General features: G+C 46.6%; 16 protein-coding genes, 2 tRNA genes, 1 pseudogene and 1 riboswitch. Of the genes and pseudogenes, 18 read left to right on the top strand and 1 reads right to left on the bottom strand.

The genetic code is table 11. The annotated features are described in order from the left end of the window. Positions 1-21: 21 nt before the first annotated feature. From trxA to MJQ52_RS17920, 3 genes are all read left to right on the top strand, one after another. Complete coding sequence (gene trxA / locus MJQ52_RS17910) at positions 22-336, top strand: thioredoxin (RefSeq protein WP_003152560.1); 315 nt, start codon at positions 22-24, stop codon at positions 334-336. Positions 337-479: 143 nt separating this feature from the next. After that, on the top strand, positions 480-2,252 hold the full coding sequence (gene uvrC, locus MJQ52_RS17915) for an excinuclease ABC subunit UvrC (RefSeq protein ID WP_071391533.1): 1,773 nt from the start codon (positions 480-482) through the stop codon (positions 2,250-2,252). 61 nt (positions 2,253-2,313) lie between these two features. Further along, positions 2,314-2,493: riboswitch (Lysine riboswitch) on the top strand. Between the two features lie 125 nt (positions 2,494-2,618). Then, positions 2,619-3,848, top strand: coding sequence for an aspartate kinase (locus MJQ52_RS17920; RefSeq protein ID WP_032873773.1), 1,230 nt, complete (start codon positions 2,619-2,621; stop codon positions 3,846-3,848). Between the two features lie 46 nt (positions 3,849-3,894). Here MJQ52_RS17920 and MJQ52_RS17925 read toward each other — a convergent pair whose 3' ends face one another. Further along, positions 3,895-4,341, bottom strand: a complete 447-nt coding sequence (locus tag MJQ52_RS17925; RefSeq protein WP_077722664.1) for a YslB family protein — start codon at positions 4,339-4,341, stop codon at positions 3,895-3,897. Positions 4,342-4,637: 296 nt separating this feature from the next. Here MJQ52_RS17925 and sdhC point away from each other — a divergent pair, with 296 nt between their 5' ends. The 15 genes and pseudogenes from sdhC (at position 4,638) to MJQ52_RS18000 (ending at position 14,602) form a co-directional block, all read left to right on the top strand. Next, positions 4,638-5,246: a succinate dehydrogenase cytochrome B558 gene (gene sdhC, locus MJQ52_RS17930; protein WP_003152571.1), complete on the top strand. Its 609-nt coding sequence runs from the start codon at positions 4,638-4,640 to the stop codon at positions 5,244-5,246. 33 nt (positions 5,247-5,279) lie between these two features. Continuing rightward, positions 5,280-7,040, top strand: a complete 1,761-nt coding sequence (sdhA, locus tag MJQ52_RS17935) for a succinate dehydrogenase flavoprotein subunit (RefSeq protein ID WP_003152573.1) — start codon at positions 5,280-5,282, stop codon at positions 7,038-7,040. Between the two features lie 2 nt (positions 7,041-7,042). After that, positions 7,043-7,801 (top strand): succinate dehydrogenase iron-sulfur subunit, encoded by a 759-nt coding sequence (gene sdhB, locus MJQ52_RS17940; protein ID WP_003152575.1) that lies wholly within the window; start codon positions 7,043-7,045, stop codon positions 7,799-7,801. A gap of 59 nt (positions 7,802-7,860) precedes the next feature. Beyond that, entirely contained in the window at positions 7,861-8,298 is a 438-nt protein-coding gene (locus MJQ52_RS17945) for an acyl-CoA thioesterase (RefSeq protein WP_012118126.1), read from the top strand. Positions 8,299-8,418: 120 nt separating this feature from the next. After that, a complete protein-coding gene (gerE, locus tag MJQ52_RS17950) occupies positions 8,419-8,643 on the top strand; it encodes a spore germination transcription factor GerE (protein WP_003152579.1) in 225 nt (74 codons plus the stop codon). Positions 8,644-8,829: 186 nt separating this feature from the next. Continuing rightward, a pseudogene (locus MJQ52_RS17955) lies at positions 8,830-9,269 on the top strand (MarR family winged helix-turn-helix transcriptional regulator). A gap of 7 nt (positions 9,270-9,276) precedes the next feature. Then, positions 9,277-10,095 carry a glutamate racemase gene (gene racE / locus MJQ52_RS17960; protein WP_012118125.1) on the top strand — a complete coding sequence of 273 codons (819 nt, stop codon included), beginning with the start codon at positions 9,277-9,279 and terminating at the stop codon, positions 10,093-10,095. A gap of 105 nt (positions 10,096-10,200) precedes the next feature. After that, the gene (locus MJQ52_RS17965; RefSeq protein ID WP_014418573.1) at positions 10,201-11,286 is read left to right on the top strand and encodes a GerMN domain-containing protein; all 1,086 of its coding nucleotides are present in this window, start codon (positions 10,201-10,203) and stop codon (positions 11,284-11,286) included. A 109-nt stretch (positions 11,287-11,395) separates the two neighbouring features. Continuing rightward, the gene (rph, locus tag MJQ52_RS17970) at positions 11,396-12,133 is read left to right on the top strand and encodes a ribonuclease PH (RefSeq protein ID WP_007612934.1); all 738 of its coding nucleotides are present in this window, start codon (positions 11,396-11,398) and stop codon (positions 12,131-12,133) included. An 11-nt stretch (positions 12,134-12,144) separates the two neighbouring features. After that, entirely contained in the window at positions 12,145-12,741 is a 597-nt protein-coding gene (locus MJQ52_RS17975) for an XTP/dITP diphosphatase (RefSeq protein WP_087920775.1), read from the top strand. A gap of 15 nt (positions 12,742-12,756) precedes the next feature. Next, on the top strand, positions 12,757-13,266 hold the full coding sequence (locus tag MJQ52_RS17980; protein WP_071181914.1) for a YfcE family phosphodiesterase: 510 nt from the start codon (positions 12,757-12,759) through the stop codon (positions 13,264-13,266). A 113-nt stretch (positions 13,267-13,379) separates the two neighbouring features. After that, positions 13,380-13,453: transfer RNA gene (locus MJQ52_RS17985), tRNA-Arg, on the top strand. Between the two features lie 124 nt (positions 13,454-13,577). Continuing rightward, positions 13,578-13,651, top strand: a tRNA-Arg gene (locus tag MJQ52_RS17990). Between the two features lie 125 nt (positions 13,652-13,776). Continuing rightward, positions 13,777-14,265 carry a hypothetical protein gene (locus MJQ52_RS17995; protein ID WP_050556567.1) on the top strand — a complete coding sequence of 163 codons (489 nt, stop codon included), beginning with the start codon at positions 13,777-13,779 and terminating at the stop codon, positions 14,263-14,265. Then, positions 14,231-14,602 (top strand): hypothetical protein, encoded by a 372-nt coding sequence (locus MJQ52_RS18000; RefSeq protein ID WP_017418303.1) that lies wholly within the window; start codon positions 14,231-14,233, stop codon positions 14,600-14,602. The genes MJQ52_RS17995 and MJQ52_RS18000 overlap by 35 nt, the downstream gene beginning before the upstream one ends. The last annotated feature ends 20 nt before the right edge of the window (positions 14,603-14,622 follow it).

Below are 14,622 nucleotides of genomic sequence, written 5' to 3' on the forward strand. Positions count from 1 at the left end.
TGACAATTGGAGGAATAACAAATGGCTATCGTAAAAGCAACTGATCAATCGTTCTCAGCTGAAACAAGTGAAGGTGTCGTATTGGCTGATTTCTGGGCTCCTTGGTGCGGACCTTGTAAAATGATCGCGCCCGTTCTTGAAGAGCTTGATCAAGAAATGGGAGACAAACTGAAAATCGTCAAAATCGACGTGGATGAAAACCAAGAAACTGCCGGTAAATACGGCGTCATGAGCATCCCGACACTTCTCGTGCTAAAAGACGGAGAAGTCGTTGAAACATCTGTCGGCTTCAAACCGAAAGAAGCTCTTGAAGAGCTTGTAAACAAACATCTGTAAGCCGAAAGCTTCCGTTACGGCAGGGCGATTCCTTTGAAAGGGAATCGCCTTTTTTTGATCTTCCAAAAGCTGAGAATGGAGAAAAACAAATGTTCGTGATACACTGAATGGACACGAGAAATGAATGTAAGGAAGGGTAACGTATGAATAAACAACTGAAAGAAAAGCTGGCCCTCCTTCCCGATCAGCCGGGCTGTTATTTAATGAAAGACCGTCAAAAAACAGTCATCTACGTGGGGAAAGCGAAAGTCTTGAAAAACAGGGTGCGGTCTTATTTCACCGGTTCTCACGACGCAAAAACCCAACGGCTTGTGACGGAGATTGAGGACTTTGAATATATCGTGACTTCCTCCAATCTTGAAGCGCTTATTTTGGAAATGAATCTGATTAAAAAATACGATCCGAAATACAATGTCATGCTGAAAGATGATAAAACCTATCCTTTTATTAAAATCACCCATGAACGCCATCCTCGGCTGATTGTCACCCGGAATGTCAAAAAAGACAAAGGACGCTATTTCGGCCCGTATCCGAATGTGCAGGCGGCGCGGGAAACGAAAAAACTGCTGGACCGCCTTTACCCGCTCAGGAAATGCTCAAAGCTTCCGGACCGCGTCTGTCTTTATTATCATCTCGGACAATGCCTCGCTCCATGTGTAAAGGATATATCTGAGGAGACAAACCGGGAGATTGTTGAAGACATCACCCGTTTTTTAAAGGGAGGGCATAACGAAATCAAAAAAGAGCTTGAAGCGAAAATGGCAGAAGCGGCCGAAAAGCTTGAATTTGAACGGGCTAAAGAATTCCGCGACCAGCTTGCTCACATTGAATCGACGATGGAGAAGCAGAAAATGACCATGAATGACCTTCTGGACCGCGATGTGTTTGCATATGCCTACGATAAAGGCTGGATGTGCGTCCAAGTCTTTTTTATACGCCAAGGAAAACTGATCGAACGCGATGTCAGCATGTTTCCGATGTATCAGGAAGCGGATGAAGAGTTTCTGACCTTCATCGGCCAGTTCTATTCCAAAAACAATCACTTTCTGCCTAAGGAAATTCTGGTGCCTGACAGCGTTGACAGGGACATGATCAGCGAGCTGTTGGAAACCGCCGTGCATCAGCCGAAAAAAGGCCCGAAAAAAGAGCTGCTTTTGCTTGCGCACAAAAATGCGAAAATCGCCCTGCGGGAAAAATTCTCGTTAATCGAGCGGGATGAGGAACGGTCAATCGGTGCAGCCGAACGGCTTGGCGACGCACTGAATATTTACACGCCGCATCGGATTGAAGCGTTTGACAACTCCAATATTCAAGGCACAAACCCCGTATCGGCCATGATTGTCTTTATAGACGGAAAACCGAATAAAAAGGAATACCGCAAATATAAAATTAAAACCGTAACAGGGCCTGATGATTACGGCTCAATGAGGGAAGTCGTCAGAAGAAGATACACGAGGGTGCTCCGCGAAAACCTTCCGCTGCCGGATTTAATCATCATTGACGGCGGAAAAGGGCAGATTAACGCGGCGCGCGACGTGCTCGAGAATGAGCTCGGCCTTGATGTCCCGGTAGCGGGATTGGCGAAAGATGATAAACACCGGACATCGAACCTGTTGATCGGCGACCCGCTTGAACCGGTGTTTCTGGAGCGGAACAGCCAAGAGTTTTACCTGCTTCAGCGCATTCAGGACGAAGTTCACCGTTTTGCGATCAGCTTTCACAGACAGATCCGGGGAAAAAGCGTCTTTCAATCCGTTCTGGATGATATCCCCGGAATCGGCGAAAAACGCAAAAAAATGCTCTTAAAACATTTCGGATCTGTCAAAAAGATGAAGGAAGCAAGCCTTGACGATATCAAAAAAGCCGGTGTCCCGGCCGCGGCGGCCCAGCTGCTGTTTGAAAAATTGAAAAAATAGTATTGTGCTTTCCTGAAAAATCTGCTAGAATGTGAACTAATTTCATAAGATCGTGTTATATGGTGAAGATAGAGGTGCGAACTTCAATAGTAAGCCTTTGGAGAATGATGGATTCTGCGAAAAAGGCTGAAAGGGGAGCGTCGCCGAAGTGTATCACATCCCATCGGTGTGATTTGCTGGCCTTGCATTAAATAAATGTAAGGCTGTCAAGAATTCATTTTCTTGGAGGGCTATCTCGTTGTTCATAATCAATCGTACTGATATGAAAAAGCAATGAGAGCTATTCCTCTCATTGCTTTTTTTATTGTGGACAAAACGCTCTTTTCTCCTCACCCGCACGAACCAAAATGTAAAGGGTGGTCTAGTATGGGTCTTATCGTACAAAAATTCGGAGGCACTTCCGTCGGCTCTGCCGAAAAAATTCAAAATGCCGCAAATCGCGCCATTGCTGAAAAGCAAAAAGGCCATGATGTCGTAGTCGTCGTTTCGGCAATGGGAAAATCAACCGACGCGCTCGTTAACCTCGCGGCTGAAATCACATCTGAACCAAGCAGACGCGAGATGGATATGCTTTTGTCTACGGGGGAGCAGGTCACGATTTCGCTTTTGGCCATGGCGCTTCAGGAAAAAGGATATGACGCCGTCTCTTATACGGGCTGGCAGGCGGGTGTCCGCACGGAAGCCGTTCACGGCAATGCGAGAATTACGGATATTGATATCACGGCGATTCGTTCGCAGCTTGCAGAAGGCAAAATTACAGTCGTTGCCGGTTTTCAGGGCGTAACGGAAGACGGCGGCATCACGACGCTCGGACGGGGCGGTTCCGATACGACGGCGGTCGCTCTTGCAGCAGCGCTGGAAGCGGATAAATGCGACATTTATACAGATGTTCCGGGCGTATTTACGACAGATCCGCGGTATGTCCGGTCAGCGAGAAAACTGGCGGGGATTTCTTATGATGAAATGCTGGAACTTGCAAATCTCGGAGCGGGTGTTCTTCACCCGCGGGCGGTTGAGTTCGCGAAAAACTACCAAGTGCCTTTAGAAGTGCGGTCAAGCACGGAGCATGAAGCCGGAACATTAATTGAGGAGGAATCATCAATGGAGCAGAATTTAATCGTCAGAGGAATTGCATTTGAAGACCAGATCACGAGGGTGTCCGTCACGGGCCTTGCAAGCGGATTGACAACACTTTCAACAATCTTCACTGCGCTGGCAAAACGAAACATCAACGTTGACATCATTATTCAGACACAGTCGGATGATGGGGAAGCGGATATTTCTTTCTCGGTGAAAACGGAAGATGCCGCGCAAACGGTCGCCGTGCTTGAAGAATATAAAAACGCGCTTGACTATGAAAAAATTGAAACCGAAAGAAAACTGGCGAAAGTCTCCATTGTCGGGTCGGGCATGGTTTCAAATCCCGGCGTCGCCGCGGACATGTTTGCCGTACTGGCGGAAAAAAATGTACAAGTCAAAATGGTGAGCACATCCGAAATAAAAGTATCAGCGGTTGTCAGCGAAAATGATATGGTGAAAGCGGTCGAAGCGCTTCATGACGCGTTTGAGCTTTCTAAACAGCCGTCTGCCGTATAAACGGGCAGGAAAAAAGGCGGGACTTGGAGTCACCGCCTTTTTTCAATTATACAGGGTCCTTCATATCCCATTTTACGGTCAGGACGACTTTATCCGCTCTCTTTTTTACCTGTTCATAAGATTCTGCAATCTGATCGTTCATCAATTGAATCTGTTCGGCTATAAAACCGGCTTCAAGCTGGAAACAAGGCTCTTTCTGATGTTTGAGCCTGTTGGACACGAGCGGTCCTTCCAGTTCAAATTCCAATTCTTGTTTTTTTGATCCTGCGTTTGTCAAAGTTCCCCATCCGGCTTTTTCAAAAAAGGCGGGGATTTCTTCCCACGATTGAAGAGGGAATTTGCGGGCGAGGCGTTTTCCCGCCCAATACATCATCGATGAATGATCCGGGCCGAGGATATCCGGAAGCACGATTTCCCGGATTAATTCGTAGCCGTATGCGCTGACGTCGAGTTCAGTTAAAGGTTCTAAAGCTGCTTCATAATTATTCTTCATATTATGTATTCCCCTCTCTCCTTCGTTTATTATAGCTTAAACAGGGGGGAGGATTACAGGATGATCCTATAAAACACGCGAAAAAATGTGAGAAAGATATCGCAGGAAAATAAAATTTTCCCTCCAGATAATCAATTCCGAAAATTATAATTTATGTACACGTTTTCTTGACGCCCTTTTGAGGGAGGAGTAAAATGAAATTGTCAATAAATTTTAATAAAGTGCTTACAATTGAAACGAAGTGGGGGCAGAGATTTTAGTACATTTCGCACTTAAATCAAACAGGGGGTAAAGTAATGTCTGGGAACAGAGAGTTTTATTTTCGAAGATTGCATTCCTTGCTCGGTGTTATTCCGGTCGGCATCTTTTTGATCCAGCATTTAGTCGTCAACCAATTTGCCGCAAGGGGAGCGGATGCGTTTAACAAGGCGGCCGGCTTTATGGACAGTCTGCCGTTCAGGTATGCGTTAGAAATTTTTATTATTTTCTTACCTTTAATTTATCATGCGGTTTACGGTGTGTACATAGCATTTACTGCGAAAAACAACGCTGGCCACTACAGTTATTTCAGAAACTGGATGTTTGTGCTTCAGCGTGTCACTGGTATTCTCACCCTTATTTTCGTCAGCTGGCATGTATGGCAGACGCGGATTGCCGCGCAGATGGGCGCTGAAGTCAACTTCGATATGATGGCGAATATTCTGAGCTCGCCGTTTATGCTCGGCTTTTACATTGTAGGCGTTTTATCGGTCATTTTTCACTTTTCAAACGGCTTATGGTCTTTTGCGGTCACATGGGGGATCACGGTCACGCCGCGTTCTCAAAGAATTTCGACTTACGTGACGCTGATTATATTTTTAGCGCTTTCATATGTAGGTTTAAAAGCGATTTTTGCGTTTGTGTAAGAGAACTAGATTACTAGAGGGAGAGGGGCTATCATGAGTCAATCAAGCATTATCGTAGTCGGCGGGGGTCTTGCCGGCCTCATGGCGACAATTAAAGCAGCGGAATCAGGCACGGCCGTTAAATTGTTTTCCATCGTTCCGGTCAAACGCTCTCACTCGGTCTGCGCGCAGGGCGGGATAAACGGAGCTGTCAACACAAAAGGGGAAGGAGACTCTCCGTTTGAGCATTTTGATGACACGGTATACGGAGGCGACTTTTTGGCAAACCAGCCTCCTGTAAAAGCGATGTGTGAAGCGGCGCCGTCCATTATCCACTTATTGGACCGCATGGGGGTTATGTTTAACAGAACGCCGGAAGGGCTTTTGGACTTCCGCCGTTTCGGGGGTACACAGCATCACAGAACCGCATACGCGGGAGCGACGACGGGTCAGCAGCTTCTTTACGCACTGGACGAGCAGGTGCGCAGATATGAAGTGGCGGGTCTCGTCACAAAATACGAAGGCTGGGAATTCCTCGGCGCCGTTCTTGACGATGAGCGCACGTGCCGCGGTATCGTAGCCCAAAATCTGACCAATATGCAAATCGAGTCATTCCGTTCTGACGCCGTTATTATGGCGACGGGAGGACCCGGAATCGTATTCGGAAAATCAACAAACAGCATGATCAACACGGGATCTGCCGCATCAATCGTTTATCAGCAGGGCGCTTATTATGCAAACGGCGAATTTATCCAAATTCACCCGACAGCAATCCCGGGGGACGATAAACTGCGTCTGATGAGTGAATCGGCGCGCGGCGAGGGCGGAAGAGTCTGGACGTACAAAGACGGAAAACCTTGGTACTTCCTTGAGGAAAAATATCCGGCTTACGGAAACCTCGTGCCGCGGGATATTGCGACACGTGAAATCTTTGACGTGTGCGTGAATCAGAAACTCGGCATCAACGGAGAAAACATGGTGTATCTCGATCTGTCGCACAAAGATCCGAAAGAGCTTGACGTTAAGCTTGGCGGCATTATCGAAATCTATGAAAAATTCATGGGCGATGACCCGCGCAAGCTTCCGATGAAAATTTTCCCTGCCGTTCACTATTCAATGGGCGGACTGTGGGTTGATTATGATCAGATGACAAGCATCCGCGGACTGTTCGCGGCGGGAGAATGTGATTATTCAATGCACGGAGGAAACCGTTTAGGGGCGAACTCTCTGCTTTCCGCCATCTACGGAGGAATGGTGGCCGGACCGAATGCGGTGAAATATGTTTCCGGACTTGAAACATCAGCGGAAGACCTGTCTTCTTCATTATTTGATTCCTATGTGAAAAAAGAAGAAGAAAAATGGGCCGATATCATGAAGATGGACGGCGACGAAAATGCCTACGTGCTTCACCGCGAGCTCGGAGAATGGATGACGGCCAACGTCACGGTGGTCCGCCACAACGACAAACTTTTGAAAACGGATGACAAGATCCAAGAGCTGATGGAACGCTTTAAGAAAATCAATATCAACGATACGACAAAATGGAGCAACCAAGGGGCGATGTTCACCCGCCAGTTCTCCAATATGCTTCAGCTTGCCAGAGTCATCACGCTCGGCGCATATAACCGAAATGAAAGCCGGGGAGCGCACTATAAACCGGATTTCCCTGAAAGAAATGACGATGAGTGGCTCAAAACGACGATGGCTAAACATGCCGGTCCGTTTGAAGCTCCGGAATTTGAATATCAGGATGTCGATGTATCACTGATTGCGCCCCGTAAACGCGACTACTCGAAGAAGAAGGTGGCGAAATAATCATGAGTGAGAAAAAGATACGGTTTATCATTACACGTCAGGATACGCCCGAAAGCGCGCCATACGATGAAGAATTCGAAATCAATTACCGCCCGAATCTGAACGTGATTTCCGCCCTGATGGAAATCCGCAGAAATCCCGTGAATGCAAAAGGAGAGAAAACCACTCCGGTCGCATGGGACATGAACTGTCTTGAAGAAGTATGCGGCGCCTGCTCCATGGTCATCAACGGGAGACCGCGCCAGTCATGTACGGCGCTGATTGATAAGCTGGAACAGCCGATCCGTCTGAAGCCGATGAAAACATTCCCGGTTGTCCGTGACCTTCAGGTTGACCGCAGCAGAATGTTTGATTCACTGAAAAAAGTGAAAGCATGGGTGCCGATTGACGGGACTTATGATTTGGGGCCGGGGCCGAGAATGCCGGAAAAACGCCGCCAGTGGGCATATGAATTGTCTAAATGCATGACATGCGGCGTCTGCCTCGAAGCCTGCCCGAACGTCAACAGCAAGTCGAAATTCATGGGGCCTGCCCCGATGTCGCAAGTCCGTCTGTTTAACGCCCATCCGACGGGCGCGATGAACAAAGCAGAACGTTTAGAAGCGTTAATGACAGACGGCGGCCTCGGAGATTGCGGGAATTCACAAAACTGTGTGCAATCCTGCCCGAAAGGCATTCCGCTTACGACTTCAATCGCTGCTTTGAACAGAGATACCAATTTACAAGCATTCCGTAATTTCTTCGGAAGCGACAGAGTATAAGAAAGAGAAAAAGAGCCTCTTCCGTACGGGAGAGGTTTTTTTATAAGGAGCTGAAGATGATGAAACAACCGCAATATATTGATATTCCGTTTGAAGAATGGAGACAGTCGTTTTCTTTCTTTACTGAAGTATCGGTTCGTTTTTCAGAAACGGATATGTTCGGCCATATGAATAATGTAACCCCTTTCATCTATTTTGAAGAAGCACGGATCGCTTATTTTAAACAGCGGGGCATAACGGCGCAAAACTCGGAAACGATGACGGTCGTCGCAAGCCAGCAGTGCGACTATATGCGTCAGGTGATGCCGTATGAAAATCTGCGGATTTATGTGAAAGCAAGCGCTGCCGGAAATGCGTCCGTCACCCTTCATTACCTTGGAGAAAATGAGTCGGGCCTGCCGTGCTTTACAGGTTCCGTCGTTATGGTTCAAGTGTCGAAGAAAAGCGGCAAAGCGGTCAGCTGGACGGAGCGGGAGAAAGGCATTCTGCTCGCCTGAACGGATAACTATTTCTCTAAGAGACGTCACCTCCGAAGCGCCCTTTACATATGATATCTTGACTATATAAACCCATTCGTTTCAGATTCGCTCTCACCTTAGCAAGGAGGGTTACAATACTTGAAGGAGAAAGATTTTCAATCAAAGCCGCTGCTGACCAAAAGAGAAAGAGAAGTATTCGAATTGCTCGTTCAAGACAAGACAACAAAGGAAATTGCAAGCGAGCTATTTATCAGTGAAAAAACTGTACGGAATCACATTTCAAATGCCATGCAGAAGTTAGGTGTGAAAGGGCGTTCGCAAGCTGTTGTCGAGCTTCTTAGAATGGGTGAGCTAGAGCTCTGATTCTTGCCGGTTTTCCTTCTTTTCGAGAAGGAGCCGGTTATTTGCGTTGGCGCCCGGGCTGATGGGCATGCGGTGAAAATCCCGGTTTTTCCTTTTTCTCCGTCAGTCTTGCATTTTCTTAAAAAAAGAAGGAAAATAGACACGGAGCGCATAGCCCAGAAAGATCCTTGAGTGAGGGATGGACAAATGACATCAAAATCTGTAGAGCATGTTGCGGATATCGAAAAATCACTCCGCCATATCGCTGCGATCATTAAACAAAAAGGAAGAGAAATCCTTAACCAATATGCAATTACACCGCCGCAATTCGTGGGGCTTCAATGGCTTTATGAATTGGGGGATATGACAATAGGCGAATTATCAGCCAAAATGTATTTGGCTTGCAGCACGACGACGGATCTGATAGACCGCATGGAAAAAATAAGCTTGTCGAGCGGGTCAAAGACCCGGCTGACAGACGGGTCGTCAGAATTCATCTTCTCGCTGAAGGAGAGCGCATTATCCAAGAAGTGATTTTGAAAAGACAGGCTTATTTGCGGGATATGTTTGCGACATTTTCCGAAGAAGAAACAGCCGCTTTCGAAAAATCATTATTGAAACTGCAGCATGAAATGAAAAGAAAATGAGGCGATTTTGTTGGAACAGCCGATAGGAGTCATTGATTCCGGGGTTGGCGGGTTAACCGTTGCTAAGGAAATCATGAGACAGCTACCGAAGGAAAATATCATCTATGTGGGAGATACAAAACGCTGCCCGTACGGCCCGCGTCCTGAAGAAGAAGTTCTTCAATACACGTGGGAAATGACCGATTACCTGCTGGAAAACCACCATATCAAAATGCTCGTGATCGCCTGCAATACGGCCACAGCCATTGCCTTGGAGGATATTCAGCGCAAAACGGATATTCCGGTTGTCGGCGTCATTCAGCCGGGTGCGAGAACGGCGATAAAGGTCACGAAAAACCAGCATATCGGCGTCATCGGCACGGTCAATACCATTAAAAGCAGAGCGTATGAGCAGGCGCTGCTCGGGTTAAACGCAGAACTTCAAGTTGAGAACACGGCTTGTCCGCTGCTCGTGCCGTTTGTAGAAAGCGGACGGTTTCTTCAGGAATCAGCGGAGGAAGCGGTTGAAGCATCGCTTGAGCCTTTAAAAGGTACATCAATTGACACCTTGATTTTAGGATGTACGCATTATCCGATTTTAAAAGATCCGATTCAGAACTATATGGGGGAGCATGTGAAAATCATTTCCTCCGGAGACGAGACGGCGAGAGAAGTGAGCACCATCTTGTCTTATAAAGGTTTGTTAAACCAATCGAAACATGCACCGGAGCATCAATTTCTTACAACGGGAGAGCGGAACGGCTTCGCAAAAATTGCCGAAGACTGGTTCGGCCACGAAATCGGCCATGTCGAGTGCATCTCCCTTCAAGAGCCGGTCAGAAAATAAATCAAAAAACCCGCTGTTTACGGCGGGTTTTTTTGCGCTTCCCGGTCTATTTCCCGGACAGGGCTCGTATACATCATAGTACAAACAGCCTTAGGAGGGAAAAGTATGCTGAAAAAAGGACCTGCAGTCATTGCTGCAACATGTCTTACTTCGGCTTTTGTGTTATCTGGATGCGGTTTGTTTCAATCCGATAAAACAGCCGGGGAAATTGACCCGCCTCAAGACATTTCATATGTAAAGGATGAAGCGGGAATTCAGGCAAAACCAAAGCAGTCAGAGAAAAACGGCACTTCTAAAGCCGACCAGCCGGCCAATACAGTCATGCGAGAGCTGTATCTGATTGATAAAAACGGCTATGTCGCAGCACAGACACTGCCTCTTCCGAACAGTGAGGGAACCGCAAAGCAGGCCCTTGAGTATTTGGTTCAGGGAGGGCCTGTGTCAGAAATCCTGCCGAACGGCTTCAGAGCGGTGCTCCCTGCGGATACGACGGTAAATGTCGATATTAAAAAAGACGGCACTGCCGTCGCTGATTTTTCGAAGGAATTTAAAAACTATAAAAAAGAAGACGAACAAAAAATCCTGCAATCGATTACATGGACGCTTACCCAATTCAGCTCAATAGATAAAGTCAAAATCAGAATCAACGGGCACGAGCTGAAAGAAATGCCTGTGGGCGGCACGCCGATTACGGGCGACTTAAGCAGAAAAGACGGGATTAATATTGAAACGGCCGGAGTGAATGATCTGACAGACACCCATCCGCTGACTGTATATTATCTGGCGGAAACAGAGACAAGCGAATACTACGTGCCTGTCACAAAGCGGATTGACAATTCGGAAACAAATGACATCACCGCTGCCGTTGAACAGCTCGCTGACGGACCGGGCAAAGCAAGCGGGCTTTTGACGGACTTTAATAACGATGTTAAGCTTCTCAGCAAGCCGAAAGTGAAAGACGGCCAGGTTACACTGGACTTTAACAGCTCTATTTACGGAAGCGCCGACGAAAAAACAAAAATGGTATCATCGGGCGTACTGGACAGCATCGTTCTCACGTTAACCGAACAGCCGTCGATCAAAAGTGTTTCTATAAAAGTAAATGGAAAATCAGAACTGGTGAATGAAAAAGGAGAATCCCTTTCAAAACCTGTTTCGAGGCCGTCACAAGTGAATACGGGTAGTTTTTAATTTGCGATTTTTGATATACTAGTAAAAAAGAGGTTAGCGTTCCGGCTGCCTCTTTCTTTATTCACAATCCGGAACAAAAGGTTTATGTACATATAATCGGAGGTAAAATATGAGACACGACGGAAGACAGCACGATGAGCTGCGCCCTATCACATTTGATTTGGATTTTATCACTCACCCGGAAGGCTCTGTTTTAATTACAGCGGGAAATACGAAGGTCATCTGTAATGCATCTGTGGAAGACCGGGTGCCGCCATTTTTACGCGGCGGAGGAAAAGGCTGGATCACAGCGGAATACAGTATGCTTCCCCGCGCGACGAATCAAAGAACGATAAGAGAATCTTCAAAAGGAAAGGTCTCCGGCAGAACGATGGAAATTCAGCGGCTGATCGGGCGCGCGCTCCGGGCCGTCGTTGATTTGGAGAAGCTCGGCGAACGCACGATCTGGATCGACTGTGACGTCATTCAAGCCGACGGCGGAACAAGAACGGCTTCCATTACGGGCGCCTTCTTGGCGATGGCCATTGCGATCGGCAAACTCGTAAAAAGCGGCGTTATCAAAACCTCTCCTGTGACAGATTATCTCGCGGCCATTTCTGTCGGGATGGATAAAGAAGAAGGCCTTCTTTTGGATCTGAATTATGAAGAGGATTCGGCGGCTGAAGTCGACATGAATATTATCATGACGGGAAGCGGACGTTTTGTAGAGCTTCAAGGGACGGGCGAAGAAGCCACATTCTCCCGCGAAGATTTAAACGGACTGTTAAGCCTTGCTGAAAAAGGAATCCAGACGCTTATTCAAAAGCAAAAAGAAGTGCTGGGAGAAACATTGCCTGAACTGAAATAAGAAAGAGAGGCCTGATCACCGTGAAAGAAGCCATTATTGCGACACACAATCAGGGAAAAGTGAAAGAATTCAAGGAAATACTCGAACCGAAAGGCTACAGCGTCTCTTCTTTGGCGGAAATCGGATTTACGGAAGAAATTGAGGAAACCGGACATACCTTTGAAGAAAACGCCATCTTAAAAGCGGAAGCCGTGGCAAAAGCCGTAAACAAAATGGTCATTGCAGACGACTCCGGTTTATCGGTGGACAACCTTGGAGGCAGACCGGGCGTTTATTCGGCCCGTTATGCCGGAGAAGCAAAAGATGATAAGGCGAATATGGACAAGGTGCTGTCAGAATTAAAAGGCATCGAAAAAGAGCAGCGCACGGCCCGTTTCCGCTGCGCCCTTGCCGTCAGCATGCCGGGGCAGGAAACAAAAACGGTCGAAGGTCATGTTGAAGGGTATATTGCGGAAGGACCCGAGGGGGATAACGGGTTCGGCTATGATCCCATTTTTATTGTAAAAGATAAAGATAAAACCATGGCCCAGCTGACAAGCGCTGAGAAAAACAAAATCAGCCACAGGGCTGAGGCGCTCAAGAAACTGTCAAAGCTGCTTGATTCATAAGGGGGAGCGTATGCAATGAAAGTGCTGATAATAAGTGACAGTCACGGCCTTGAAGATGAGCTGGAGACGATTGCAAAGCGGCACGAAGACGAAGCGGATCTGATGATTCATTGCGGTGATTCAGAGCTTGACGCCGCACATCCGGCGCTTACGCCGTATCACACGGTAAAAGGCAATTGCGACTTTGGCGGCGGGTTTCAGGATGAACTCCTTCTGGACGCCGGTTCAAAGAAAATTCTGGCCGTTCACGGGCATCTTCACGGCATTAAACAGTCACTTTTAACTGTTTTTTACCGGGCGGAAGAGCTTGGGGCGGATATCGTCTGCTTCGGCCATTCACATATTGCCGGGAGTGAAGAGCTTCGGGGCAAGCTTTTGATTAATCCGGGCAGCATCCGTCTTCCGAGAGTCCGCAATGTGAAAAGCTATGCCATTCTTACTCTTACAGAAAGAGAAGGCGCCGTGACATTTTACGACGAAACGGGTCGGGAATTGAAGGACTTGGGGAATACAATCAGTTTTTAACAACTGATGGGGGAGATTTCATTCTTCCCCATCAAAAGTTTTTAAAAAAATATTGACTTATGATTTGAACCTGTATATAATAAATCTTGTCGCTGATACATAAAGCAAAAGCTGTCCCAGTAGCTCAGCTGGATAGAGCAACGGCCTTCTAAGCCGTCGGTCGGGAGTTCGAATCTCTCCTGGGACGTACAAAAAAAGAGCTGGTGACATCAGAGTGAAAACTGATGCCGCTGGCCTTTTTTATCGGATGACTATATTGTCAATTCGCTGATATCATGGTAAAATGATCAGCAGAACAATTTGATTTTCATGTCCCAGTAGCTCAGCCGGATAGAGCAACGGCCTTCTAAGCCGTCGGTCGGGAGTTCGAATCTCTCCTGGGACGTATCAAAGTAAACCCCGTCAAATCAACCTTCTATATCGTTTAGTGAAACGGTCAGTATAATGGTCACGTAAGAAATTACACCTGTTATTGGCTTATATCACTTTCGGTATAGGAGGTTTTTTGTTGTGACCAAAAGAAAAGGATTATTAGATGTTGATGTGGATGTAAAGGGATTATTAAATGGATTAACCATTACTAGTACTAGTTCCACCGCTCCAAAAGAAAAAATAAAACAATTTGAGGTCTTGGATGACTCAATGTTGGTTTCTGATGTTCTCGAAACCAACACTAGGCAAATGAAGGTGAGCGGGAATAGAAGCCGTACAATAAGCGATTATGTCCTCCATGTAGAGTATTTTCAGAGTGGAACAAACGTAAACCATGTTGCTGATATTACAGCCGATACGGTCTATAAGTGGCTAGACAGTATGAATGTAAGCAATCAAACCAAATTAACACGATTGAAATGTCTAAAAGCCTTCCTCTCCCGCTGTTTTGATAACGGTTGGATTGAAATAAAATTTTGGAAAACGATTAATATAAAGGTCGATCAAAAGGTTAAAGAAGGGGATGCAGAGCGTGAAGTTATGTATTGCTCTCTTTATTGGACTTAAGCAATTTCATTCAGCTGAGGGATGCTACAGCTTTCCTATCATAAATGAGAATGAAGCTGACTATGTGCTGAAGCGTAAGGTAAATATCATGAAAAAGGCTGAGAAACATCACGAGCAAAGGCTTCAGGAATACAAGGAACAGAATATTAGATTTGCCACTGAGGAGGAGGAAGTATTTATTAGACTCTTCTACACGCAGCAAGAACTTGAAGATATCTTTGCTGGCTATGACTTGGGAGTTAAGAGGTTACACTTGCAGAATCTATATATGGAGCGGATGCGGCAATTATTCGATTTATATAACCTAAAAGGCACAAACTTTGTAGGAGTCTCTTAATTGAGGCTCTTCTTTTTATC

The organism is Bacillus sp. jun7 (assembly GCF_051034795.1).
Taxonomy (GTDB): domain Bacteria; phylum Bacillota; class Bacilli; order Bacillales; family Bacillaceae; genus Bacillus; species Bacillus velezensis.

Bases quoted from the DNA above. Each gene is read 5' to 3' on its own strand.
- trxA (WP_003152560.1), top strand. From the start codon at position 22: ATGGCTATCGTAAAAGCAACTGATCAATCGTTCTCAGCTGAAACAAGT.
- uvrC (WP_071391533.1), top strand. From the start codon at position 480: ATGAATAAACAACTGAAAGAAAAGCTGGCCCTCCTTCCCGATCAGCCG.
- MJQ52_RS17920 (WP_032873773.1), top strand. From the start codon at position 2,619: ATGGGTCTTATCGTACAAAAATTCGGAGGCACTTCCGTCGGCTCTGCC.
- MJQ52_RS17925 (WP_077722664.1), bottom strand. From the start codon at position 4,341: ATGAAGAATAATTATGAAGCAGCTTTAGAACCTTTAACTGAACTCGAC.
- sdhC (WP_003152571.1), top strand. From the start codon at position 4,638: ATGTCTGGGAACAGAGAGTTTTATTTTCGAAGATTGCATTCCTTGCTC.
- sdhA (WP_003152573.1), top strand. From the start codon at position 5,280: ATGAGTCAATCAAGCATTATCGTAGTCGGCGGGGGTCTTGCCGGCCTC.
- sdhB (WP_003152575.1), top strand. From the start codon at position 7,043: ATGAGTGAGAAAAAGATACGGTTTATCATTACACGTCAGGATACGCCC.
- MJQ52_RS17945 (WP_012118126.1), top strand. From the start codon at position 7,861: ATGAAACAACCGCAATATATTGATATTCCGTTTGAAGAATGGAGACAG.
- MJQ52_RS17965 (WP_014418573.1), top strand. From the start codon at position 10,201: ATGCTGAAAAAAGGACCTGCAGTCATTGCTGCAACATGTCTTACTTCG.
- rph (WP_007612934.1), top strand. From the start codon at position 11,396: ATGAGACACGACGGAAGACAGCACGATGAGCTGCGCCCTATCACATTT.
- MJQ52_RS17980 (WP_071181914.1), top strand. From the start codon at position 12,757: ATGAAAGTGCTGATAATAAGTGACAGTCACGGCCTTGAAGATGAGCTG.